We start from the raw sequence: 24,732 nt of genomic DNA on the forward strand, positions 1-24,732 counted from the left end.
TTCATCATGGCCTTTCGGCCATTCCTTGGCTGAATTTCGCTCAACGGTCCGTCACGGGTCGGGGCTTCACTTCAGCATTGCCTGGACCGATTCACGCACCTGGCGGCGGAGCCAGACATGGGCGGCGTCGGCGTCGTCGCGCGGGTGCCACGCCTGCATGACGCGCACGGGTGGCAGGGCCAGGGGGATGTCGCGCAGGGTCAGGCCGAGCGCCTGAGCCGTGCGGCGGTGATGGAGCCTGGGCACGAGGGAGACGAAGCTGTCCGATCCCATGAGAAGCAGCGCCGTCGCGGCGAAGGTGGGGGCGGTGGCGACGACGCGTCGGCTCAGCCCCAGGTCGCAGAGCGCCTGGTCGATGGGCCCGTTCATCCGGCCGCGCCGGGAGGTGACGATGTGCCGGGCGGCGGCCAGCCGTTGTGCCGTCAGTTCGCCCTCGGCCAGGGGGTTGTCGTCGCGCATGAGCAAGGCGTGGTGGTCCTCGGCGAGTTGCTCGGTGCGGATCTCGGGGGCGGCGGCGCGGATCACCCCTATCTCCAGATCCGTACTGCCCTCACGCAACCGTGAACTGTCGCCCGCCAGTTCCGCCAGGAACCGCAGGGTCACGCCGGGCGCCTGCGAGCCCACCCGGGAGACGAGGTGATCTCCCACCGAGGTCACCACCGCGTCGTTGGCGACGATCGTGAAGGTGCGTTCCAGACTGCCCAGATCGAGTTCCGCCGTCGGCGCGAGCACCGTGTACGCCCGCTGCACCAGCGCGTGGACCTCCGACGCGATGGCCACGGCGTGCGGCGTCGGCTGCATGGTGTGGCCGGCGCGGACCAGGACCGGGTCGCCGAGCACCCGGCGGATACGTCCGAGGGTGCGGCTCATCGCGGGCTCGGTGACACGCAGTCGGGCCGCCGCCCTGGTGACCGAGCACTCCTCCAGCAGGGCGTCGAGGGCCACCAGGAGGTTCAGGTCGAGTTTCGCATGCATGGCGTGCATTTTATAAGTTCCGAGATTGCATTTGTGGTTATGTATCCACCTCCTGGAGTCTTGTTCTCGCTGCGGACAGGCACTTGGAGGAAGCGTGAACACAGACAGCGCGTACGGCTGGAACGGCGAACAGGCGGATCTCGACTCCTACTTCGCGCGCATCGGTTTCAAGGGCCCGCGGAAGCCGACCCTGGAGACCCTGCGGGCCCTGCAGCGGGCGCACGTGGCGGCGATCCCGTTCGAGAACGTCGACATCCAACTGGGCCGGACCGTCCAGCTGGATCTCGGCTCGGTGCACGACAAGCTGGTCACCCGCTCGCGAGGCGGCTACTGCCTGGAGCAGACCGTCCTGTTCGCCGCGGTCCTGGAGAGGCTGGGGTTCAAGGTCACCGGACTCTCGGGCCGCGCCCGTATGGGTGCCGGCCTGCGCCCGGCCACGCACGCCCTGCTGAAGGTCGAGCTGCCGGATGCGCCGCACACCGGTCAGTCGTATCTGTGCGACATCGGGTTCGGGGACATGGGCCCGCTGGAACCGATCGAGATCACGGACGGCAACGAAGTCCTCCAGGGAGTCTGGCACTACAGGCTCGCGCGCCAGAGCGGCGTGACGGGCGACGAGGAGTGGGTGCTGTACACACTCCGCGAGGACGGCTGGTGGGACCTGTTCAGCTTCACCCTCGACCCCCGGTACGCGGTGGACTACGACATGGTGAACTACCACCGCTCGACACACCCGGGTTCGCGGTTCGTCCGCCACCTGCTGGTCCAGCAGCCGCAGCCGGACGCCCGCTACGACCTCACCGGCACCACGCTGACCGTGACCCGGCCCGACGGTGCCCACGAGACCCGGCAGCTGGAGCCGACCGAGGTTCCCAAGGTGCTGGACGAGGTCTTCGGAATCCGTCTGCCGGGCGACGACTGCGCCGCCCTGGTCGACAAGCTGGCCCGCTGAAGGCCCCTGGCGGAAACGGGAGGAGAGAGATGACGGAGCTCAGCCGCCGGCGCCGCGTGCTTGTCCTGACGATCTGCTGCATGAGCCTGCTGATCGTCAGCCTGGACAGCTCGATCGTCAATATCGCGCTACCGCGGATCTCCACCGACCTGCACGCGTCGATGGCCGGACTGCAATGGACGGTCGACGCGTATCTGCTCGTTCTGGCGAGCCTGCTCATGCTGGCGGGATCGACCGCCGACCGGATCGGCCGTCGGCGCACCTTTCAGATCGGCCTCGCGGTGTTCACCGTCGGCTCCCTCCTGTGCAGCATCGCCCCCGGCCTCGGCTGGCTGATCGTCTTCCGCATGGTGCAGGCGGTCGGCGGTTCGATGCTGAATCCGGTCGCGATGGCCATCATCACGAACACCTTCACCGACCGGGCCGAGCGGGCCCGCGCCATCGGTATGTGGGCGGGTGTCATGGGCGTCAGCACGGCTCTCGGGCCGGTCGTCGGCGGAGCGCTGGTGGATTCACTGGGCTGGCGGGCGATCTTCTGGCTCAACGTCCCGATCGGTGTGCTGGCCATCGTGCTGTGCCAGGTCTTCGTCCCGGAGTCCAGGGCGGCCAGGGCACGTCGCTTCGATCCGGTCGGGCAACTGCTCGTCGTCGTCCTTCTGGCCTCGCTGATCTACGCGACGATCGAGGGCCGGGAAGCGGGCTGGACGTCGCCGGGGATCATCGTCCTGTTCGCGGTGTTCGCGGCCGCGCTGGCCGTACTGGTCCCGTACGAGCGGCGCCGCCACGAGCCGTTGGTCGAGCTGCGGTTCTTCAAGAGCGTGCCGTTCAGCGGAGCGAGCGTGGTCGCGGTGTGCGGGATGGGCGCGATGAGCGGCTTCCTGTTCATCAACCCGCTCTACCTGCAGAACGCGCGCGGTATGTCCGCGCTCGAAGCGGGTCTGTGCACCCTGCCGATCGCGGTGATGTCACTGCTGATCTCGCCCCGCTCGGGCCGGATGGTGGCGCGGCGTGGGCCACGGCTCCCGCTGGTGATCGCCGGTGTCGCGATCACCCTGGCCGCCGTCGTGCAGACGGGTCTGGACAACGGGACGGCTGTGGTGTGGCTGCTCGTGGTCTACGCGGTCTTCGGTCTCGGGTTCGGTATGCAGAACCCCCCGATCACCCACACCGCGATGTCCGGCATGCCCACGGAGCAGGCCGGGGTGGCGGCGGGCATCATCTCCACCAGCCGGCAGGTGGGCCAGGCCCTCGGCGTGGCCGTGGTCGGTTCCGTGGTGACGTCGAATCTGCACGGCTCCCTGCGCACCGGGCTCGCCGAGGCGAGCCACCCGGGATGGTGGATCATCACCGGCTGCGGCGTCGCGGTGTTCGCCCTGGGTCTGCTCACGACCGGACAGTGGGCCCGCCGCACCGCCGAGGAGACCGCCGCCTCCTTCGCCCCCGTGGCCGGGAAGACGGACGGCGAGCCGGCCGTCGCGACGGGCGGTGCGGGACGGGCCTGAGACGTGCCGGCCCCGTGGCCGCACCAACCGCCGTGACCAGCCGGCGTCCCCGGTGACGCCCGTCGGCCCCGTACCCGCGCTACCCCCGCATCGGCGCGGGTACGGCCCCCTCTCCGCCCGGAACTCCCCGAGTTCCGGGCGGAGCTGTGTGTTCCCCCGCCGCGCCACGAACCGATCCCCCACCTACCGCCGTTGCCCCCGCCGAGGCGGAGGGGAACGTCGAAAATTCATGTGACAGGGATCAGTCATGTGTGCGAGTCTAAGTTTGTATTCAAGGTCATGAGCGCTACGCCGGTCCATCGACCGGTCGGCGAGGTGACCTGATGTCGTTCAGGGGGGTTGGATGGGCTTCACGGGGGATGTACGGTCCGCCGGACGAGACGTGCCGGCTGCGGAACCGATAGCGGTCATCGGCATGGGATGCCGGTTTCCTCAGGCACCTGGCATCGACAGCTTCTGGTCCTTCCTGGTGAACAACGGCGACGCCGTCACCCTGGTCCCCCGGGACCGGTTCGACGTCGAAGAACACTACGACCCGGTGAGCGGTACCCCCGGCAAGACCGTCTCCCGCCATGGCGGATTCCTGGACGACGCCTTCGCCTTCGACGCCGGCTTCTTCGGCATAGCGCCGACCGAGGCGCAGAGCATGGACCCCCAGCAGCGACTGCTGCTCCAGACCGCCTGGGAAGCCCTGGAGGACGCCCACCTCCCCCCGTCCAGCCTCGCCGGCAGCCGGTCCGGGGTCTTCGTCGGGCAGGCCACCTCGGAGTACGGCGACCTGCCGCGGCCGCTGACCCGGCGCTCGCTCCACGGGGCCGTGGGGCACCGCATCAGAGCCGTCACCGCCGGCCGGCTGTCCTACGCCCTGGACCTGCGGGGCCCGAGCGTCGTCGTCGACACCGCGTGCTCCTCGTCCCTGGTGGCCGTGCACGCGGCCCGGCAGAGCCTGCTCACCGGGGAGAGCGATCTGGCCATCGCGGCGGGGACGAACATCATCCTGTCCCCGGACGACGCCGTGGCCTACGCACAGGCCGGCATGCTCTCCGCCGACGGGCGCTGCAAGTTCGCCGACGCGTCCGGTGACGGGTTCGTGCGCAGTGAGGGAATCGGCGTCGTCGTCCTGAAACGACTGCGGGACGCGCTGCGCGACGGCGACACCGTGCAGGCCCTGTTGCTCGGCAGCGCCGTCAGCAACGACGGACGCGCCAGCGGCCTGCTGCTGCGCCCCGCGGTCGAGGGCCAGCGCGCGATGCTGCGCGAGGCGTGCCGCAGCGCCGGCATCACCCCGTCCGACCTGGACTACGTGGAGGCCCACGGCACCGGGACCGTGGTCGGGGACGAGGTCGAGTTACGCGCCCTGGCCGAGGAGATGGGCGGGCGCGGCAGCAAGGCGCCCCTGCTCACCGGGGCGGTGAAGACGAACATCGGCCACACCGAGGCCGCGGCCGGCATCGCGGCCCTCATCAAGACGGTACTCATCGCCCGGCACGGCCTCGTGCCCGCGTCACTGCATTACCACGAGCCGCACCGGCTGCTGGCCGCCGGCGACCTCCCCGTCGAAGTGGCCGCGCACAACCGGCCGTTGCCCAGGGCCGGGAAGGCCGCGCTGCTGGGTGTCAGCTCGTTCGGCCTGTCCGGCACCAACGCGCATGTCGTCGTGGGAGAGTACGTCCCCTCCTCCCAGGAGCCCGCCCCCGAGGCGCACGGCGAGGATTCCGCGACACCGAACGCACCGCACCTGCTGGTCCTGTCGGCCCGCTCCCCCCGCGCCCTGAGCCGCCTCGCGCGTGCCTACGCCGCCCACCTGGAGCCGGGCGGCGCGGGGCGGGAACACCCGCTCGAGGCGATCTGTTCGACCGCGGCGTGCCGGCGGGACAGCCACCCGTACCGGTTGTGGGCGGTCGGCGAGACACATGACGAATTGGCCGGCGCGCTGAGGGCACTGGCCGCCGGTGAGGAGACCCCGCAGGGCGGACGCGGCCGGGAGCCGGTCCGGGACGGGTTCAAAACCGCGTTCGTCTTCCCCGGACAGGGATCGCAGTGGCTGGGCATGGGGCGTGGACTGCTCGCCTCCTGGCCGGAGTTCAGATCGGCGATGGAGAAGTGTGACGCCGCGGTACGTGCCGAGACGGGTCTTTCCCCCTTGGAGGTACTGACGGGGGAGGGTGCCGGCCTTCCCCAGTCGGTCGAGACCGTACAGCCGGTCCTGTGGGCCATGGAGGTGGCGCTCGCCGAGGCATGGAGGAGCCGGGGCGTCGAGCCCGACGTGTGCGTGGGCCACAGTATGGGCGAGTCGGCCGCGGCGCACGTGGCGGGAGCGCTTTCCCTGCGGGATGCGGCCGCGGTCATCTGCCGTCGGAGCCGTCTGATGACGAGCAGGTCGGGCCGCGGGGGGATGCTCGCCGTCGACCTCCCCGCCGACGAGGCGCGGGCCGTCGCCGAACGCCACGGTGACCGTGTCGGCGTCGCGGTGGAGAACGCGCCGTCCTCCACCGTCCTGGCAGGCGACGCGCAGGTCCTGCGGGCCGTTGCCGCCCAGCTCCGCTCGCGCCAGGTGTTCTGCCGGCCGGTGAAGGTCGATGTCGCCTCGCACTCACCGGAGATGGAGTCGCTCGGCGGGGACCTGACGGCCGCCCTCGCGGACCTGACGCCGAGGCCGTGCGCGGTCGACATGGTCTCCACCGTCACCTGCCGGCACGTGGCGGGGCCCGAGCTGGATGCCGCGTACTGGATGGACAATCTGCGCCGTCCGGTGAGGTTCGCCGGCACCCTCACCGCGCTGGCGGGGACGGGCGAACACGTCTTCCTGGAGATCAGTCCGCATCCCGTGCTGACCCCGGCCGTCGAGGAGACCCTGGCCTCCGTCGGCGCTCCGGTCAAGGTGGTCGCCTCGCTGCACCGCGACCGCTGCGAGCCCACGACGATGGCCCGTGCCGCCGGCCGCCTGTTCGTCGAGGGAGCCCGGATCGACTGGCACCGGTGGTTCAGGGGGGCCGCGGCCCGGGTGCCGCTGCCGACCTACCAGTGGGACGCCGAACACCACCGCGAGGACATCGCGGCGGTGACGCACCCGGGCGCGGAGCCCGAGACGCGGACCGTGGAGGTGGGAGACTGGGGAGGCGTCACCCTGGGGGACGTCACCCCGCTGCCCGCCGCCGCCTTCCTGCTCGCCGGCCTCGGCGCGCCGGCCGTGGCGGGCCGGTCCCGGATCCTGGAAGACGTCCGCTTCGGCAGCGAGCTCGTCGAGGCCGCCGACACCACACATCTGCGGGCGTCCTGGAGTCTTCCGGCGGCAGACGGCTCACGCGCCACGACGGTCGAGGCGTCCTCGCTGCGCGGGGGGCGGAGCACACGCGTACCGGTGATGTCGGCGAGGTTGCGCACCCGCTCGCTGCCCGCCCCCGGAGCGGCTTCCGACCGGCTGGACGCCGCCCTCGCACGCTGTGGCCGCTACGTCTCGCCGTCGGCCTTTCTGCATCTCGCGGCCGCCCGGGGCTACCGCGTCCCGGATCACCGGCTGGCGGTGCGGGGAATGTGGTGCGGCGAGGGTGAATCGGTCGCGCGGATGTCCCGCCCGGACGCGCCGGCCCCTGTCGTCTGGGAAGCCGCGCTCCAGCCGCTGCTGATCTGCGCCACGGACAACGCGACGGCACGGTCCTCGGACGTCCCGTGCATACCGACGGCGCTGGCCGAGGCGCGCATGGACACGGAACTGCCCGAGGAGTTCTGGTGCCTGACCCGCTGCCGGCCGCTGGACGAGGGGCAGCGGGAGGCCGACGTGCTGGTGTGTCATCCCGACAGCCGCGTCATCGCCGAGTTCCGCGGCATCACTCTGCGCCCGGCAGCCCACGGATCCGGCCGTCAAGGGTCACCGCCCTCCGTGCGGGCGGACCGGCTGGAGGCATGGCTGGACCAACCGGCGCCGGCGGACGGGGCGTTGGACGCGGACAGCCTCTTCCGGCATGTGGCCGCCGTGCTCGGCGTGCCGTACGACCGTGTGGACCGCCGCCGGCCGCTGCGTGACCTCGGGCTCGACTCGATCCTGGCCGTACGGCTGAGGAGGCTGCTCATCGACCGGTACGGCGTGGACGTGCCGATGGACCGGTTGCTCGGAGAGGAAGGCCTGGCGGGGTTCACCCGTGAACTGGCGGCGAGCACCCCCTTGACCGCGGAAGAGGCGGACGCCTCCCCGAAGGATACTGGAGTTCAATCTTGCATCCTGGTATAGCTAGCTGTTGTTCGACGGGGGCCGGGACGCCTCAGGGGAGAGGGAACCATCTTGGAAACGACGGTTGTCGGCACAGCACCTGCGGGACGGAGAGAACGCAACAAGCAGCGCATCCGCAAGCGGCTCTATGACGCGGCGCTGTCGCTCTTCGCCGAGCAGGGCTATGACGCCACCACCATCGACGAGATCGCCGATCGCGCCGATGTCGCGAGGGGAACGTTCTTCAACCATTTCCACCGCAAGGAAGACCTGATCGCCGAGTGGGGCGAACAGCGGCGTGCGCGGCTGAAGACGTATCTGGAGGAGACCGTGACCGCCGGGGAAGGCCAGTACCAGCACCGGCTGGAATGCTGCATGGGCGTGCTGGGCCGGCTGAACGAGGAGGAGGAGCGCGACGTCACCCCCGCGATGCTCCGGGCGTGGGTACAGGCGGGCCAGCCGCTGATGGAGGAGCCCTACGCGGCCAAGATCTTCGCCGACGTGGTGGAATCCGGGCGGCTGAGCGGCGAGTTCGCCGCCGGGATCGACGCGGTCCGTGTGGGCAACGCCCTGCGTGACACCTACCTGGGCACCCTCTACCGCTGGGCCCGGCACTCCGGAACCCCCTCACTTCAGGACGAGCTGCAGGAAGTCCTCAAACTCCTGCTGACCGGCATCAAGGCCGATGCGCACCGGGAAGGTGGTTGCGTCAAGGAGGCCTGAAGGCCGGGGCCCCAGCGCTGAACGACCCCCCTCTCACCGGAGAACATCCGCGCGCCCCCCGTCACCGCACCGAAGGAGAGACCGTGGCATCCGCAACCGAGTCCGCTGGGCAGCGACCGTCCGAGGACGCCGCCGTCGCACATCCGTCACGGCATTCTCTTTCGGCACCGGAGTCGGTGCCGATCAGCGCGTTGTCACCGTCCGACTCTCCGCGCAGACAGCCCGAGAGCGCCGCCCGCGTCCGCGAACTCGCGGAATCGACGGCGCCGGTGGAGCCCATCGTCGTCCACCGGGCCACGATGCGGGTGATCGACGGCATGCACCGCCTACGTGCCGCCGTGCTGCGTAAGGAGACCCGGATCCCCGTGCGGTTCTTCTCCGGTGACGAGGCGGACGCGTTCGTACTGGCCGTGGAGCTGAACATCCGGCAGGGCCTCGTGCTCTCGCTGACGGAGCGCAAGGCCGCTGCCGGGCGCATCGTCGACAGCCACCCGCACTGGTCGGACCGGGCCATCGCGGAGCGCACCGGTCTGAACGCGAAGACGGTCGCCGCGATCCGCAGGCGTGCAAGTGAGGAAAGCGGTCAGTTGCACGCCCGGGTCGGCAGGGACGGCCGGACCCGGCCGCTGAACACCGCCGACGGCCGCCTCAGCGCCGCGGCGGAGATCACCGCCAACCCCTGCGCCTCGTTACGGGAAATCGCCGCGAAGACAGGGATATCCGTGGGTACCGTCCGTGACGTGCGCAAGCGGATGCAGAGCGGCGAGACCCCCGTTCCCCTCCGCCAGCGGACGGGAACACCCCGCAGCACAAAGCCGGCCGCCCCGCCGTCGGGAGCGCCGGCGGGCCGTACACCCGACGAGAGCCGGAGCGCCGTCCGGTCGGCGGTGCGCAAGCTCACCCAGGACCCTGCCCTGCGCTTCTCCGAGGCCGGTCGCGCACTGCTGCGCATGCTGCACGCGACCGAGACCGAGGACGGGAAGTGGCAGAGGATCTCGGCGGTGATTCCTCCGTACTGTGTTCCGTTGGTACGCACAATCGCCTTGCAGCGCGCCGAGGAATGGCGCGCTTTTGCCGACATGGTGCAGGGCCGGACGAACGAGGCGATTTGACTTCCCCCGGTGCGCCGCCCCTCCCTTTTCCGTGACCCTTCTTTGATTGGCTTTCTAGTGAGCGCCGGGAGAATCATCGGCGATCCCTAGGTGCCAGCGAAGGAGACTCGCGTGCCCGTACACGAAATCGCCGCCGAATCGCTTGTGGATTCGTTCATGCAGGCTCCCGACGGCGCACTGCACAACGAATTCCAGCGCCTGGCGCTCTCCTTGTGGTCCGAGTCCGGTCCCAGCGGGCAGGCCGAGGCAGCCGTCGCCGAGATCCTGGCGGTCCTGGCCACGGCGCCCGGCCGGCGGCGTGCGCATCTCGCCCTGACCCTCGGGCTGCTGGCCGATGTCCGGGGAGGCGGCACCGCCGTCCGCGCCCGTGTGCGGAGCGGCCTGCACGACTACCTCGACCTGCTGGGCCGCGCCGACGGCGACGTCGCGCTGCAGGCCGTGGTGGTCCACCTGCTCGCCCAGTTCCCCGAGGACCGTTCCCTCATCCTTCAGCACCCCGCGATGGCCGCGCTGGGCGAGGACGACCTCTCCCGGCTGGAGCGGTGCCTGGCGCCGCTGGACCCCGGCGCACCCGCGATCGGGCGGGCCTGGCCCTCTCCGGCCAGGTGGACGCTGGACGCGGCGGAACTGGACCGGGAGCGCCGTTGGACGCGCACCCTGGCCCCGGCCCGCATCGCCGCGATGTGGGACAAGGACACCCGCACTCTCCTTGCCTACCTGGGAGCACGAGCCGTCGGCGCGGTGACCTTCGGCCTGGGCGGCAGGAGCCTGCCCGTGGACGCGGGAGCCCACGGGGCAGCGGAGTTCGCCGGGCGGCCCGCCCCCGACGCCCTGCGCGGCCCGCACGCCGAGGCGATCCGCTGCCCGCGCTGCCGGGGCCGGCTGGCCGAGGAGGCCACCGGCGCGTCCTGCACGGGGTGCGGCGCGCGCTACGCCGGCGACCGCGGCTACCTGGACCTTTCGGGTGAGGACCCGGACGCGGCGGATCAGATAGCCGGCAACTCGCCCCTGTACCTGCACCGGTACGAAACCCTGCTGCGCCCGGCGTTCCTGCGCGTACACGGCGCCAACTGGAACGGACCGATCACGCCTCACGACGAGGACCGCTATCTGCAGGAACAGGTACGGCCCGCGGCAGGCCCCGTGGTCGATCTCGCGGCGGGCGCCGGCCGGTGGACGAGGACACTGGCGGACCGGGTCGGGAGCGACCGGGTGATCGCCGTGGACCTCGCGGCGGACATGGTGCGGAAGCTGCGTACGACCCTGCCCGGAGTGCTGTCGGTGCGCGGCTCCGCCGGCCGGCTTCCCTTCGCCGACGCCTCGCTCGGCGCGGTCAACTGCTGGAACGCCCTGCAGTCCATGGACGAGCCGTACGGTGTGGTCCAGGAGGTCGGCCGGTGCCTGCGGCCGGGCGGCACGTTCACCCTGCTCACGTACCGCACGGCTGCCGACCCCGTGTACCGGCATTTCCAGCGGCGCCACGAAGAGTGCCTGGGGGTACGGTCGTTCGACACCGTCGAAATGCGCGGAGCGCTCGCCTCGGCGGGGCTGGAAATCCGGGACGAAACCACGCCGGGCACCTTTTTACTCATCACGGCGGTGCGCAACGGGAAATGACGCGCCACCTGGCAGGGATACCCTCGGTCCGGGAATCGTGATAGCAGTTGTGATGGTGAAGCGACTGTCGACGGCGCCGTACTGACCTGATCGGATTTTTATGAAGGTTGAAGTGCTGGGTCCGATGAACCTGTGGATCGATTCGCATACGGCTCTTCCCACCGCCAAGAAGCAGCGCAAGGTGATCGCTCTGCTCCTGCTCAATTCTCCGACGGTTGTCCCTGTTTCCTCGTTCTTCTCCGAGATCTGGGGAGAGCGGCTGCCGGCCACGGCCCGTACGACGTTGCAGACCTACGTGGTGCTCCTGCGCAAGCTGTTGGCACAGGCCATGGGGGTGCCCACGCAGACAGTGGCCCGGGAGGTCCTGCAGACCCGCGGGGCGGCGTACGCCTTCTGTCTGGGCGAGGGCTGGTCGGACCTTCGGGAGTACCGGTCGTTGGAGCGGGACGGCAACGCGGCCCTGGCGGAGGGCAACCATCGGCAGGCCGTCGAACTGTTCCGCCGGGCCGAATCCCTGTGGCACGGCCCCGCCCTGGCCGACGTCGAACACGGGCGGCTGCTGGAGGCCGAGGTGGCGCGGCTGGAGCAGTCCAGGATGACGATGATCGGGCACCGGATCGACGCGGAACTGCATCTGGGTCATCACCGGACGGTGCTCAGCGAACTCGCCGGACTGGTCGCGGAACACCATGTCGACGAGGACCTGAACGCGAAGTTCATCCTCGCGCTGTACCGCAGCGGCCACCGCAGCCGCGCCCTCGAGGCCTACGAGCGACTGCGTACGGCGATGATCCACGAACTCGGCCTCGACCCCTCCCCCGCGCTGCAGCGGTTGCACCGCGGTGTCCTGGAGTCCGATCCCGCCCTGGAGCACCGGCTCCAGGCCGATCGCCTGAGCCCGGCCGGCAGGAATGCGTAGCCGGAGGGGGCGCGCCCCTCCGTGGCGCGGCTGCAGAGGAACGACCGTGTACGGCCCCCGCATCCGAAAGCCCGGACACCTCACCCGAGAAGGAGACGAGATGAACACCACCACGGCAGACAAGACCCCCACCGGTGCGGAGACCACCGAGATATTCGCGGTGCACCCGGCGGGATCCGTCGACCTGACCGCCGAGCTGCCCGGTGAGCGGGTCGGGACGCAGGCCCGCTCGGGCTCGGTGACCACCCTCTCGGCGATCTACTGGGTGTGCTGCTGACGATCGGCACCGGCCCGGTGGGACGCCGTTCCCACCGGGCCACCGTGCGGCCGGTGGCCGCCGGACACGACCGGACCTGGGAGGTACATCATGGGCGCGCCCCCCGATGCGGCGTACCGGCACCTGTCCGAGACCGCCGCCTGGGCGGCGGCGCAGTCCCTGGCCGAGCGCACCGCGTCCGGTCCGCCGCCGGCCTCGCACCCGCAGCGGGCCGCCACCCGCATGGATGCCTGGGGGCAACTCGCCGCATTCCGTGGCAGTCCCGGCTCCGTCGAAGCGAACCTGCGGGCCCTGGGCACCGACGCCGCGACCCTGCGGCGGGTGCTCGGCGAGGACCCCGCGCACCTGGCGGACCGGCTGGCCGCGGACGGCACCGGGCATCCGGCGTGGCTCAGGGCGTTCACCTCCGCGCACCGGGCGGCACCGGGAACGTACGCGTACTCGGGACCGGTCTTCCCCCGCATCGCCGAGCCACTGATCTGCCGGGCCACGGCCCGGTTGCGCACCGCGCTGAGCGACGACGGCCCCGGCGGGCCCGCCGGGGTGGCGGACGCACTGTGCGCGACCGTGCCGCTGGCCCGGCTCGACGCGATGCTCGCACCGGCCATGATCCTGGAGATCAACCTGGCCCGGGTGGCGGGCCGGCTGAGCGGCCGGACCCCGCAGGAGCGTTTCGCGTCGTTCACCGGGCAGCTGACCGATCCCGGCTTCCGGTCCGCCTTCTGGTCGCGGTACCCGGTACTGGCGCGACAGGCGACCGAGGCCCTGGAGACCTGGGTGCACAACGGTCTGCGCTTCGCCCGGCGCCTTCGGGCTGACCTGCCGGAGATCAGCCGGACGCTCCTGGCCGGGCACCTCCCCACCGGGGTTCGTGGGCTCTCGTTCGGCCTCGGTGACCCGCACAGAGGCGGACAGAGCGTGTGCAAGGTGGAGTTCACCGACGACGGCGTCGTGATGTACAAGCCCAGACCCCTGGGCGTGGAGGCGGCCTTCGCCGAAGTCCTGGCCCGTTTCCACCAGGAGAGCGGGATCCCGGTCCGCGTCCCGCGCTTGCTCGACCGGTCCGACTACGGCTGGGTGGAGTACCTGAGCCCGGCTCCTTGCCGGTCCACGCGGCAGGTTGCCGTGTTCTACCACCGCATGGGAGCGGCGCTCGCCATGGTGCACGCCTTCCGCGGCACCGACCTGCACCACGAGAACGTCATCGCCGTCGCCGACCAGCCGGTGCTGGTCGACCTGGAAGCCCTCTTCCACCCCGCGGACCACGGCGTGTCGGTGTGGGCCGAGGACCCCCGCCCCGGTCCGGCCGACCTGCTGTTCCACGACTCGGTGCTGTCGACCGGTCTGCTGCCGGGAAAGACGCTGGTGAGCGAGGAGGGGCAGCCTCCCCGGGTGACGGATCTGAGTGGCATCAGCGGGGCCGAGGGGCAGCCCTGGGTGGTGCCGCTGCTCGTGCCCGAGAACGCCGGGACCGATCGGATGCGCCTGGTCAGTCGGGAGGTGGAGGTTGCGGGGACGGACAACCGGCCACGGCTGGCCGACGGCTCGCCCGTGGATCCCGCCGCGTTCGTCGCCGACCTGCTCGCCGGATTCCGGACCGGCTACCGGTGGCTGTGCCGCCACCGTGACGAACTGCTGGCTCCCGGGGGCATGGTGGAGCGGTTCGCCACCACACCCGTGCGCTATCTGCACCGGGCCACCGCCGTGTACGAGAAGGTCCTGCGGGAGAGCTATCACCCGGACTTCGTGTCCGACGCCCTCGACCGGGAGCGCAGCGTGGCCCGGCTGTGTTCGGGCTGGCGGGGCGCACCGGGAAGGGAGCGGATCGTGCGCGGCGAGATGGACGCGCTGCTGGCCGGCGACGTCCCCGCCTTCCGCATCACGCCCGGTACGCGAGACCTGCACCTGGACAACGGGGAGACCGTCCCGGACTTCCTTGCCTCCAGCCCGCTCTCCCAGGTGCGAGCGAAGCTCCGGGCGATGGGCCCGGACGACATGGCGCGGCAGGAATGGATCATCACCACCTCCTTCGCCGGCCTGTCCGCGTCCGGCCGGCCCCGCATGCCACGGCTCCTCCCCCACCGCCGGACCGGACGCGGCGGCTCGGCCGGCGAACCGGGCGCCGGTGCGCTGATCGACGCGGCCGGGGCCATCGGCGACCGGCTCATCCAGCTCTCCGCGACCTCCGGAGAGCGGGTGGGCTGGCTCGGCACCCGCGCGATCGCGGAGGGCGCGAGTGCCATCGCACCGGTCGGTGTCGACCTGTACTCCGGTCTCTCCGGAATCGGGCTGTTCTTCCTCCGCCTGAGCCGGATCACCGGGAAGCGGCGCTTCCACGCCTACGCGGAACGCGTCGCCGACGAGGTCGTGCGCCGTGTGACCGACGAGCGGGAACAACGTTCCCGTGACGGGCAGCCCGCGGGCCCGCAGGACATCGGCCCGGGCCTCGGGGCCCTGTACTTCATGAGCCACGACCGGCGGCTGGGCGGACACCGGGACCGGTTCACCGCGGTGCGCGACGCGGTGGTGCCCTGCCTGGCCGGGGCCATCGCCCAGGACCGCAGGTACGACATCCTCGACGGCAGCGCGGGCTGGCTTCTGGCCCTGCTCGCCGCGCACTCCGTCCACCCCGATCCGGAGCTGCTGGCCCTGGCCCGGCTCGCCGGTCAGCGCCTGCTCACCGGCCGCACCGTCATGGAGCGGGGCGCCGCCTGGCACCACACGGCCGTCGCCGGCACCCGCCCCCTCACCGGACTGGCCCACGGCACGTCCGGCATCGCCCTGGCCCTGAGCCGCCTCGAAGAGCTCGTGCCCGACCGACGGCACGTCGAGGCCATCACCCAGGCCCTCGCCTACGAAGCGAGCACCTACAGCCGGCACGAGCGGAACTGGCCCGATCTGCGCGACGGCGTACCGGACCGGTTCCGGTCGTCCTGGTGCCACGGCGCCGCGGGAATGGCCATGGTCCGCACGGAGTTCATCGCCGCGCCGTACCTGGCGGACGCCGTCCGCGATCTGCGTGCCGAGGTCGTGGACGCCCTGCCCGCCACGCGCGCGAGCCGCGCGAACCACAGCCTGTGCCACGGGGACCTGGGCAACCTCGAACTGCTGCTGCTGGCCGAGCGCGCGGGCCTGTGCGGGCGGGGGCAGTTCGCCGGAGCGCCGAAGGCGGCGTTGGAGGGGGCCCGCCGGACCGGATGGCGCTGCGGGACACCCGACGGGGAGGAGGTCCCGGGGCTCTTCACCGGAATCGCCGGAATCGGCTACAACCTCCTTCGCATGGCCGCCCCGGAAAGCGTTCCCTCGGTCCTGCTCGTACAGCCTCCCGAAGGGCCGTAGAACACCTGCCGTTCTCCTGTGTGCAAAAGCTGCTGAGTTCCGGTGCGAGCCGGTCGCGCAATCCCGTTGCGCGGCCGGCTCTTTGTCGTGTGCACCCGGGCCGGGCGCCGCCGCTTCGCTGTGCGTTCCGGTGTGTTCCGGGGCCGGTTGTGGTGCATGCCTTCTTTGAGTCAACTGCTAGCGCACTCCGCCAACCTGTATCTGTGGCCCCGAAGAGAAAGCGAGTCTCAGATGGCAGGTAAACCGCTGGCGGGAAAGGTTGCCGTGGTAACCGGCGGCAGCCGGGGAATCGGCGCTGCCGTGGTCAGGCGTCTGGGAACGGAAGGGGCATCCATCGTCTTCGGATACCGCAATGCCGTCGAGGCGGCCCGGGAATTGGAGTCCGAACTCAAGGCGGACGGAATCCAGGCGCTGGCGGTACGGGCCGATGTCGCCGACCCGAAGGAGACGGGGGCCCTCGTCGACCGCGCCGTCACCACGTTCGGACGACTGGACGTCATGGCGTCCTGCGCGGGCATCGAGCACTTCGGGCCGCTGGCCGGCCTGACGCCCGAAACCGTCCACGAGGTCTTCGCGGTCAACACCCACGGCCAGCTGTTCGCCGCTCAGCACGCCGCCCGCCACCTGACGGAAGGCGGCCGGATCATTCTCACCTCCTCCGTCGCCGCCCGTCGCACCGTCTTCGAGCACACCCTGTACTCCGCCAGCAAGGCCGCGGTGGAGGCCATGGTGCGCAGCCTGTCCGCCGAGCTCGGCCGCCGCGGGATCACCGTCAACGCCGTGGCGCCCGGAGCGACCGCCACTGACATGGCCGCGGCGAACGGCGCCCATTACCAGCCCCCCGGGCTCGACCTGCCCACTGAGCAGTGGCTGGCCGTCAGCCACGCGCTCGGCACTGTCGCACAGCCGGCCGAGGTAGCCGGGGCCTATGCCTTCCTGGCGGGCCCCGATGCCGGGTACATCACCGGACGGACCATGCCGGTGGACAGCTGCCTGTTCTGACAACCACCCCCCCACCAGGAGCGAAACCGTGTCCACGCTGTGCAAGCCCGCCGTTGCCGTCCCGGAACACGTCATCACCATGGACGAGACGCTGGAATTCGCCAGGAAGGTCCACGCGGACAATCCTCAACTTCCGCTGGCTCTCCGGCTGATACGCAATACCGGCGTGCAGAAACGGCATATCGTCCAGCCCATCGAGAAGACGCTCGCGCACCCCGGCTTCGAAACGCGCAACCGCGTCTACGAAGCCGAGTCCAAGAAGCGCGTACCCGCCGTCGTCATGGAGGCACTGGCCCACGCCGATGTGACCGCACAGGACATCGACGCCATCATCTATGTCTCCTGCACCGGATTCCTGATGCCCTCGCTGACCGCGTGGCTGATCAACGAACTGGGCTTCAGGTCCGACACCCGGCAGATCCCCATCGCCCAACTGGGCTGCGCCGCCGGCGGAGCGGCGATCAACCGGGCGCACGATTTCTGCACCGCCTACCCGGACAAGAACGTCCTCATCGTCTCCTGCGAGCTGTGCTCGCTGTGCTACCAGCCCACGGACATCGGTGTGGGATCCCTGCTCTCCGACGGCCTGTTCGGTGACGCGGTCGCCGCCGCCGTCGTCCGCGGCACCGGCGGCCACGGCGTCTGCCTGGAGCGCAACGGCTCCTACCTCATTCCGCACACCGAGGACTGGATCTCCTACGCGGTCCGCTCCACCGGATTCCACTTCCAGCTGGACCGCAGGGTGCCCGGCACCATGGAGCCCCTCGCTCCCGTCATGCGCGAGCTGGCCACCGAGCACCGGTGGGACATCGAGGGTCTCGGTTTCTACATCATCCACGCGGGCGGCCCCCGCATCCTCGACGACCTGTCGAAGTTCCTCGGTGTCCCGCCCGAGAACTTCCGCTACAGCCGGGCGACGCTGACCGAATACGGCAACATCGCCAGCGCCGTCGTCCTGGACGCCCTCGCCCGGCTCTTCGACGAGGGCGGAGCCCCGCTCGGCGCCCAGGGCGTCATCGCCGGCTTCGGCCCCGGCATCACGGCGGAGATGGCCCTGGGCACCTGGGCCGGCATCGCACAGGACGGCGTCCAGGCCCCGGTCCGGGAGGCGGTCCCCGCGATGTCCTGAGGCCGGCGGCCCGCGGTTCGCCGCCAACACCCCCTCAGCACACAGCGCACACCACGCGGTTCAGGAGAGGAAGCCAGCTGTGGACGGAGTGATCGTCCCTCCCGGGCAGGGCAGGAAGCTCATCACCAAGGCACAGGAGGTGACCTTCAAGGTCACCGGTGCCGACGCCGGGTTCGCGTCGATATTCGAGGTCGTCGTCCCTCCCGGCTTCGACACCGGCGCGCACTTCCACACGCATGCGAAGGAGTTCTTCTACATCCTCGAAGGGCAGCTCGACCTGCTGGCCTTCGAGCCGAAGGAACGCACGCGGGACAGCTGGCACGACTGGGAGGCACCGGACGGCCGGCGGGTGGTGCGGGCGGGCGTGGGCAGCAGCATGTTCGTGCCCGAGCACACCCCCCACGCGTTCCGCAATCCGACCGACCGGCCGGCCCGGATGATCTTCCAGTGCGCTCCGCCGCCGGACCACGAGCGCTACTTCGAGGAGCTGTGCGACATCTTCTCCTCCGGCAGGACGGTCGACTCGGACAAGGTGCAGCGGCTGCGCGACCGCTACGACGTCACCCAGCTCACCCCGCTCCGCTTCGGACCCGGTCAGCAGTGACCGGAACCTGACCGGAACGCCCCCTAGCCGCTGCATGGAGAGACCGTGGCAGACCCACTGACCCAACGGACGGCACTGGTCACCGGCGGCAGCCGGGGAATCGGCGCCGCGACCGCGAGAGCCCTGGCCCGGCTGGGCGCCCGGGTGGTGCTCACCTACCGCAGCGACCGTGACGCGGCCGAGCGCGTCGCCGCCGAGTGCCGCGCGCTCACCGGCACGGCGCACGTGCTGCGTGCCGATCTCGACGGGACCGAGGCCGCGGACCGGTTGCTGGACGACCTGCGCGATGCCGTCGGCGCAGTCGACATCGTGGTGAGCAACGCGACAACCCCGCACAGCAGAGCGGGAGTCGTGCAACTGGGTACGGATCAACTGCTGCACAAGGTCACCGCCGACCTGGCGGTGCTCCACCGGCTGACCCAGGAGCTGCTCCCCGGCATGCAGCGGCGCGGGTTCGGCCGGTTCGTGGTGATCAGCAGCGGTCACGCCGTCGGGCCCACCGCACCGGGCATGGCCGCCTACGGCGTCGGCAAGGCGGCCCTGGAGGCACTGGTGCGCTACACCGCGGCCGAAGAGGGACACAGCGGAGTCACCGTGAACGCGGTACGGCCCGGATTCGTCCAGACCGACACCAGCCGGGACGTGCCCGAGGCGGTACGCGCGGCGATGCGGCGCACGATTCCGGCGGGACGCCTCGCCGGCGCCGAGGACATCGCGGGGATCGTGTCGCTGATCGTGCAGCCCGCCTCCGGCTGGGTCAACGGGGTGTCCATCCCGGCCTCCGGCGGGCTCAACCACCCCATCGACTGGATGAGGGCGCTGCCGGCACCTGAGCCCGTGGTCGAGGGGGCGACATGATCGCCTCCTCACCGTCGATGGCACCGGAGTTGTTCCGCGACTCCATGCGGCAGTGGGCGACCGGCATCACGGTCGTCACCGCCGCTGACGCGGCCGGCCGGCCCCACGGGTTCACGGCCAGCTCCTTCACCGCCGTGTCGATGGCACCCCCGCTGGTCCTGGTCTGCCTGGACCGGAACGCCAACTGCCTGGAGACCTTTCGCGCGTCCGCCTGGTTCGCCGTCCATGTGCTGCGTGACGACCAGGAGGGGCTGGCGGTGCGGTTCGCCCGCAAGGACGCGGACAAGTTCGCCGGGTCGGCGACACGGTCCGGACTGGGTGGCGCGCCGCTGCTGGACGGAACCCTCACCCGGCTGGAGTGCCGCACGGCGGACCGTATCGCGGCGGGCGACCACGTGATCCTGCTCGGGGAGGTGCACCGCGCCTGTGTGCGGGAGGGCGAACCGCTGCTGTATTACCAGCGGGCCTTCCACCGCATCCGGCCCCCCGCCGCAAAAGCCCTCCCGGCGGGCGCTCCCCGTGCCGCGTCCTGAGCGCGTCCACGAGGAGCGGCCGAACCCGCCCGCGACGTCCGTCCCCGACCCGCATACCGGTAATGAGCTGATTGAGGTACTGATGAGTGACGTGACCGTGCCCGGACCAGGGCGGTTCGGTGTCTTCCTCGCGCCGTTCCACAAGAGTGGGCAGAACCCGACGCTGGCCCTCGAGGACGACCTCGATCTGATGGTGCACCTGGACCGGTTGGGCTTCGACGAGGCGTGGATCGGTGAGCACCACTCAGGGGGCTGGGAGCTGGTCCCCGCACCCGAGTTGTTCATCGCCACGGCGGCCGAGCGCACCAGGCACCTGAGGTTCGGCACCGGAGTCACCTCCCTGCCGTACCACCACCCGTTGATGCTCGCCGACCGCATGGTGCTGCTCGACCATCTCACCCGGGGCCGTGCGATGCTCGGTGTCGGCCCCGGTGCACTGGCGTCGGACGCGTACATGATGGGCATCGAGGTGGCCCGGCAGCGGGACATGATGGCGGAGGGCCTGGAGGCCGTCGTCGCGCTCCTCCGCGGCGACCAGCCGGTCACCCGCAAGACCGACTGGTTCGAACTGCGCGAGGCGCGCCTGCAGACGCGCCCCTACACCGCACCGCACTTCGAGATCGCGGTGGCCGGGACCGTCTCGCCGTCGGGACCGCTGTCCGCGGGCCGGTTCGGCTGTGCGCTGATGTCGATCGCCGCGACCGCCTCCGCGGGATTCAATGTTCTGGGGCAGCACTGGGACGTCATGGAGCAGCAGGCGGACCGGTACGGCAGCTCGGTCGACCGGAACGCCTGGCGCATCTCGGGGCCGATGCACATCGCCGAGACCCGGGAACAGGCCATCGCCGATGTGACGCACGGCCTGAGCGACTGGGTCGAGTACTTCACCCAGGTGGCGACGCTGCCGCTGGCTCCGGAATCGGACAACCACGCGGATCTGGTCGACGCGGTCAACGCGTCCGGCTTCGCGGTCATCGGAACCCCCGACGACGCGATCGCCCAGATCGAACGCCTCGCCAAGCAGTCCGGCGGCTTCGGTACCTACCTGATGATGGGGCACAACTGGGCCGACCGGGAACGCACCCGGCGCTCCTACGACTTGTTCGCCCGCTACGTCGCCCCGCACTTCCGGGGCTCCTTGGACAGCCTGCGCGCCAGCCGGGACTGGGTGGCGGAGAACCGCCCGCAGTTCCTCGGGGCCTCCCAGGCGGCCATTCATTCAGCCATCGAACGCCACGCGGCCGGGGCGAACCCGTCCGCCGGTTGAACGGCCCCGCACTGCCCCGGCCTCCGCGTCGATCACCCGAACACGCACACCCATGGATCACCCGAACCCATGGACAGAAATGAAGGAGTCCGTATGAGCACCGACAGCGCGCCCGCCGCCGTGCACCCCTCGACCACTGACGAGCCGGTCCTGGCCGGCCATTCCTTCACGGTCCGTGTCGACACCGGACTGGTGGCCCGGCAGGAGTACTCCGCCGACGGCGAGAGCGTCACCCTCACCGTCCTGGAGCCGGGCAACAGCGGTGTCCCCGCGGGTCCCTGCGGCACGGTGGACGTCTTCGTCCGCCGCCTTTCCCACGGCACGTACCAGGTCGGCTGGGTGGAGCCGAACGGTGTGGTGATCTGCAACGTGCAGGACCTGGTGGCAGGCACCATGAGCAACTTCCTCAGCAAGCCGCCGCTGGAGGGCGGCGAGCGCCGGGGAGAGATGCACACCGGGAGGATCAGCCGCGACTCCTGACACCTGGGACGGCCGCCGCCCACGAGGCGACGCGGCGCACCGCCTGCGGCCCTGCCCTCCCCCTCACCGGGCGGGGCCGCTTCCCCCCAATCGGGGCTCGACAACGGGAAGGCCACCCGCATGGCACGTGCAGGGACGGCGACCGCCTCGGCCCGGCGACCCCGCCGACACCCGTCACACCCTCGTCCGCGCCCTGGAGATGCTGCGCACCAAGCACGCCGGCCTCCCGGCCCGCAAGCACGGCAACCCGCCCCCATGGCCCACGCCACCGCGACGACGGAGAAGAGACGTCCGGTGCGGTCGAGGACACCCTGCGCGTGCCGCGGGCTGCCCGGTCCGCCGGAGACGTCAGCCGAGGTTCTCCGGCAGGGGCAGCCGGCCCTCAGTCCCACTCCCATGTGATGCCGAGGACGCCCGGCCGTATCTGCTGCTCCACGAGGTGGACCGAGCCGGAGGCGTTCAGTGTCAGATCGGCGACCGCCTCGCGCGGGGCCGTCGCCGAGGAGCGGGCGAAGCGGCGGCAGTGGACGGGCAGGGCAGCGCGGTCGAAGCCGACCTGCAGGACGTACTGGCCGCCGCCGTAGGTGAAGCCGCGAACGTACTCATGGCTGGGTGCGCCGGTGCCGTCCTCGAAGCGGTACCCCAGGACGGCGGTCTCGCCGACCGCCAACCGCCCGTCGAAGAGCAGCTCGACGACGACCACTCCCGAAGCACCGTGACGCCGGATCCGCCCGACCCGGCAGTTGCCGAGACCGCGTACCCGTACCCGTTCCGTGTCGCAGCCCGGGTCGCCGTGATGGATGGCGAGATAGCGGTCGACGCCATCGCGATGGGCCCGTACGACGTGCTGCGAGTCGCGGGCGGCGAGCTCTCGACGGGCACCGATGCGAACGTGCTCGTAGTGGATCACGGTGTGCAGTCCGCCGTCCGCCGGTGCCGCCAGACTCGCCAGCAGTGATTCGAGCGCGGCGGCGGGTTCGAGGAGGGTGCGATACGGGCGGGCCGGGGGACGGTCGCCGGTGGCGCGTGGGCCTATCAGGCGGGTGAGGGCGTGCGGGGGAAGCTCCAGGACCTCCTCCAGGGCGGTGACGGCACGGAGCGACTCGGGCCGCTCGGGCCGCCGCACACCGCGCTGCCAGTAGCTGAGGCTGGTCACACCGACACGTATGCCGCGCTGGGCGAGCCGGTGCTGCACGCGGTGCAGGGCCAGCCCGCGGGCGGCGAGCGCGGCCCGGAGCGCGGCGGAGAACGGACCGGTCCGCAGGGCCTCGGCGAGTTCGGCCTCCGGGGTGGGGCGGCGCGTGGGGCCGAGGGCCGGGTCACCGGGGCGCGGGGCGGCACGGCGGTCGGTGCTGTGTGCTGCCATCGGGCCCCTCCCCTCCCCGTCTGCCCGCTTTCCTGTGAACGTTCACTTCCCCGTCCCGGAACGGGGCGTTTCCTCCGCTGCCAGCTGCTGGTACAGGCCAGGCGTTCACAACCGTACGGGCCCGGTTCACTTCCCCGCCAGCCCTGTGGATGACGTCATTGACCGAGACCCGACAAGAGATCGATGCTGCTGTCGCAGCGTCCGGACGCGCTCCTCCACCCCCACCCTGACTGGGAGGAACGCCATGTCCCCTACCACCCGAGGCCGTAGGCGGCTGACGACAGCGGTCCTCGTGACCGTCGCCGTCCTCGTCCCCACGGCCACCGCTCACGCCGCTCCGCACACCGCCGCCCACCCCGCCGTTCCCGCCGCCAAGCGCCTCGGCATCACCATGCAGGCGCAGCAGAACAGCAACTGGTGCTGGGCGGCGAGCGGCAACACCATCGCGTCGTGGTTCGGGCGCGGCTACACCCAGAACCAGTTCTGCGACGCGGCTTTCAACCGGCCCCAGGGCAGCACCTGCGGCAACTGGCAGGCGGCTCTGGGCGACGTGCAGAACGCCCTCGACTGGATGGGCATCAACCCCGGTACGTACGTGAGGGGGTATCTGCGCTACGGCACCGTGCAGAACGAGATCAGCGCCGACCGTCCCATCGAGACGCGCATCGAGTGGAGCTCCGGGGGCGGCCACATGCATGTGCTGTACGGCTACGACACCTCGGGCACCCAGGTCTACTGGGGCGACCCGTGGCCCTCCAACTACCGCTACAACTGGGGGGATTACGACTACTACGTGAGCAACGACGCGTTCACGTGGACCCACTCGCTCTACGGGATCGGAGCGTGACCCCATGACCCCGATCCGCACGTCACCGAAGCGCCGCACACCCAAGCGGCCCGTGCCCGCCGGCCGCCGGCCCGTCCGCGAGGGGGCGGTGGCCGCGGGGCTCGCCGCCACCGCGTTCCTCGGCGCACTCGCCCCCACCGCCGCCCACGCGGCGGCCGCCAGCGACTTCCCCGCGCCCTTCACCGCCGCCGAAACCGCTCAGGCGCGCGAGGCGGCGTCATCCCCGGCGACCCTCCTCACCCTTGCGCGCTTCTTCGCCCGCGACGGCGCGATCGCGCAGAGCGCGGCCCGGCCGCACCTGGTCGGCCCGTCGGCAACCGTCTACTTCCTCGCCCCGGGGTTCGTCGCCGGACGCCCGGGCGCCCCTGTCGCAGACCCGCAGTTCGTCGCGAGCAAGGCGGTCTCCGCCGACGGCCAGGCCGCCTCGGTGTGGACCGTGCGGACGGCGAAGGGGTGGAAGGTCGTCAACATCGCGACCGGCGGTGACGAGACCGACTACGCCAACGAGGCGCACGGCCTCGGAACCGTCTTCCGGGAACCGCAGATCGACGCGTGGTACGTGGTGCGCGACGGCCGTGTGCTGCCGCTCGACCCCGACGCGCGCCACGCCGTGGGGAACAGCGGCGTCTCCCTGGCCGCCTACCAGCGCCGCGTCCACGCGGAATACGGCGACAAGCTCCCGGGGTCCGCCTACGACCGGGCGGGCGAGGGCGGCGGCTACGGCGGTACGGCCGCGCCCCCGCGCGCGTCCGCCGCGCCCGCGGCGACCGCCGGGGTGGCCGTCACCGCGGGCGCTGCCGTCACCGCCCTGCTCGGCGCCTGCTTCGGCGTCCGCCGCCTGCGGCGTGCGCACCGCGCCGGCTGAGCCGCCTCACCCCCGTGCCCCTGGTCCACCCGTCCGGGGCACGGGGGTGTCCGCCGTCGCTTCAGCCGCGTTCCAGGCCGCTGCTGGGCCGGGTGACGGCGTCGGGATGCGGCAGGCCATGTGGGTCGGCGTGCTGACGGACTCCTCGCCGTGGTCGG

The 24,732-nt window shown here is 71.3% G+C and carries 20 protein-coding genes and 1 pseudogene; 19 read left to right on the forward strand and 2 right to left on the reverse strand.

Translation table 11 applies throughout. The features are described 5' to 3' along the window. Positions 1 to 66 precede the first annotated feature (66 nt). A complete protein-coding gene (locus ACWC94_RS08755) occupies positions 67 to 975 on the reverse strand; it encodes a LysR substrate-binding domain-containing protein (RefSeq protein ID WP_450795700.1) in 909 nt (302 codons plus the stop codon). A gap of 94 nt (positions 976 to 1,069) precedes the next feature. On the opposite strand from ACWC94_RS08755, the gene ACWC94_RS08760 reads away from it, so the two are divergent. The 17 genes and pseudogenes from ACWC94_RS08760 to ACWC94_RS08840 all read left to right on the forward strand — a co-directional run. Further along, positions 1,070 to 1,927 carry an arylamine N-acetyltransferase family protein gene (locus tag ACWC94_RS08760; protein WP_450795701.1) on the forward strand — a complete coding sequence of 286 codons (858 nt, stop codon included), beginning with the start codon at positions 1,070 to 1,072 and terminating at the stop codon, positions 1,925 to 1,927. Between the two features lie 29 nt (positions 1,928 to 1,956). After that, entirely contained in the window at positions 1,957 to 3,429 is a 1,473-nt protein-coding gene (locus ACWC94_RS08765) for an MFS transporter (RefSeq protein ID WP_450795702.1), read from the forward strand. A 382-nt stretch (positions 3,430 to 3,811) separates the two neighbouring features. Beyond that, positions 3,812 to 7,657, forward strand: a complete 3,846-nt coding sequence (locus ACWC94_RS08770) for a type I polyketide synthase (RefSeq protein WP_450795703.1) — start codon at positions 3,812 to 3,814, stop codon at positions 7,655 to 7,657. 51 nt (positions 7,658 to 7,708) lie between these two features. Further along, on the forward strand, positions 7,709 to 8,359 hold the full coding sequence (locus tag ACWC94_RS08775) for a TetR/AcrR family transcriptional regulator (protein WP_450795704.1): 651 nt from the start codon (positions 7,709 to 7,711) through the stop codon (positions 8,357 to 8,359). A gap of 83 nt (positions 8,360 to 8,442) precedes the next feature. Further along, a complete protein-coding gene (locus tag ACWC94_RS08780) occupies positions 8,443 to 9,471 on the forward strand; it encodes a ParB/RepB/Spo0J family partition protein (protein ID WP_450795706.1) in 1,029 nt (342 codons plus the stop codon). Positions 9,472 to 9,582: 111 nt separating this feature from the next. Beyond that, positions 9,583 to 11,088 (forward strand): methyltransferase domain-containing protein, encoded by a 1,506-nt coding sequence (locus ACWC94_RS08785; protein ID WP_450795707.1) that lies wholly within the window; start codon positions 9,583 to 9,585, stop codon positions 11,086 to 11,088. Between the two features lie 124 nt (positions 11,089 to 11,212). Beyond that, a complete protein-coding gene (locus ACWC94_RS08790; protein WP_450795708.1) occupies positions 11,213 to 12,007 on the forward strand; it encodes an AfsR/SARP family transcriptional regulator in 795 nt (264 codons plus the stop codon). 100 nt (positions 12,008 to 12,107) lie between these two features. After that, the gene (locus ACWC94_RS08795) at positions 12,108 to 12,284 is read left to right on the forward strand and encodes a hypothetical protein (RefSeq protein ID WP_450795709.1); all 177 of its coding nucleotides are present in this window, start codon (positions 12,108 to 12,110) and stop codon (positions 12,282 to 12,284) included. A gap of 90 nt (positions 12,285 to 12,374) precedes the next feature. Continuing rightward, a complete protein-coding gene (locus ACWC94_RS08800) occupies positions 12,375 to 15,623 on the forward strand; it encodes a type 2 lanthipeptide synthetase LanM family protein (protein WP_450795710.1) in 3,249 nt (1,082 codons plus the stop codon). 231 nt (positions 15,624 to 15,854) lie between these two features. Next, positions 15,855 to 16,625 (forward strand): SDR family NAD(P)-dependent oxidoreductase, encoded by a 771-nt coding sequence (locus ACWC94_RS08805; protein ID WP_450795711.1) that lies wholly within the window; start codon positions 15,855 to 15,857, stop codon positions 16,623 to 16,625. A 28-nt stretch (positions 16,626 to 16,653) separates the two neighbouring features. Beyond that, positions 16,654 to 17,754 carry a type III polyketide synthase gene (locus tag ACWC94_RS08810; protein WP_450795712.1) on the forward strand — a complete coding sequence of 367 codons (1,101 nt, stop codon included), beginning with the start codon at positions 16,654 to 16,656 and terminating at the stop codon, positions 17,752 to 17,754. 79 nt (positions 17,755 to 17,833) lie between these two features. Further along, positions 17,834 to 18,358, forward strand: coding sequence for a cupin domain-containing protein (locus tag ACWC94_RS08815; protein WP_450795713.1), 525 nt, complete (start codon positions 17,834 to 17,836; stop codon positions 18,356 to 18,358). Positions 18,359 to 18,403: 45 nt separating this feature from the next. Further along, positions 18,404 to 19,216 (forward strand): SDR family oxidoreductase, encoded by an 813-nt coding sequence (locus tag ACWC94_RS08820; protein ID WP_450795714.1) that lies wholly within the window; start codon positions 18,404 to 18,406, stop codon positions 19,214 to 19,216. Next, positions 19,213 to 19,749 (forward strand): flavin reductase family protein, encoded by a 537-nt coding sequence (locus ACWC94_RS08825; protein ID WP_450795715.1) that lies wholly within the window; start codon positions 19,213 to 19,215, stop codon positions 19,747 to 19,749. Before ACWC94_RS08820 ends, ACWC94_RS08825 begins: the two co-directional genes overlap by 4 nt. A gap of 82 nt (positions 19,750 to 19,831) precedes the next feature. Continuing rightward, positions 19,832 to 21,016, forward strand: a complete 1,185-nt coding sequence (locus ACWC94_RS08830; RefSeq protein ID WP_450795716.1) for an LLM class flavin-dependent oxidoreductase — start codon at positions 19,832 to 19,834, stop codon at positions 21,014 to 21,016. 93 nt (positions 21,017 to 21,109) lie between these two features. Further along, on the forward strand, positions 21,110 to 21,496 hold the full coding sequence (locus ACWC94_RS08835) for a MoaF-related domain-containing protein (protein ID WP_450795718.1): 387 nt from the start codon (positions 21,110 to 21,112) through the stop codon (positions 21,494 to 21,496). 157 nt (positions 21,497 to 21,653) lie between these two features. Next, a pseudogene (locus ACWC94_RS08840) lies at positions 21,654 to 21,749 on the forward strand (propionyl-CoA carboxylase); the annotation flags it as partial. A gap of 129 nt (positions 21,750 to 21,878) precedes the next feature. Here the strand turns inward: ACWC94_RS08840 and ACWC94_RS08845 are convergent. Then, positions 21,879 to 22,862, reverse strand: a complete 984-nt coding sequence (locus ACWC94_RS08845) for a hypothetical protein (protein WP_450795720.1) — start codon at positions 22,860 to 22,862, stop codon at positions 21,879 to 21,881. Positions 22,863 to 23,106: 244 nt separating this feature from the next. Between ACWC94_RS08845 and ACWC94_RS08850 the strand changes: the two genes are divergently transcribed. Together ACWC94_RS08850 and ACWC94_RS08855 are read left to right on the forward strand one after the other, a co-directional pair. Further along, on the forward strand, positions 23,107 to 23,709 hold the full coding sequence (locus tag ACWC94_RS08850; protein WP_450795722.1) for a papain-like cysteine protease family protein: 603 nt from the start codon (positions 23,107 to 23,109) through the stop codon (positions 23,707 to 23,709). Positions 23,710 to 23,713: 4 nt separating this feature from the next. After that, positions 23,714 to 24,574 carry a hypothetical protein gene (locus ACWC94_RS08855; protein ID WP_450795724.1) on the forward strand — a complete coding sequence of 287 codons (861 nt, stop codon included), beginning with the start codon at positions 23,714 to 23,716 and terminating at the stop codon, positions 24,572 to 24,574. The last annotated feature ends 158 nt before the right edge of the window (positions 24,575 to 24,732 follow it).

The sequence above is a fragment of the Streptomyces sp. NPDC001135 genome (genome assembly GCF_053598395.1).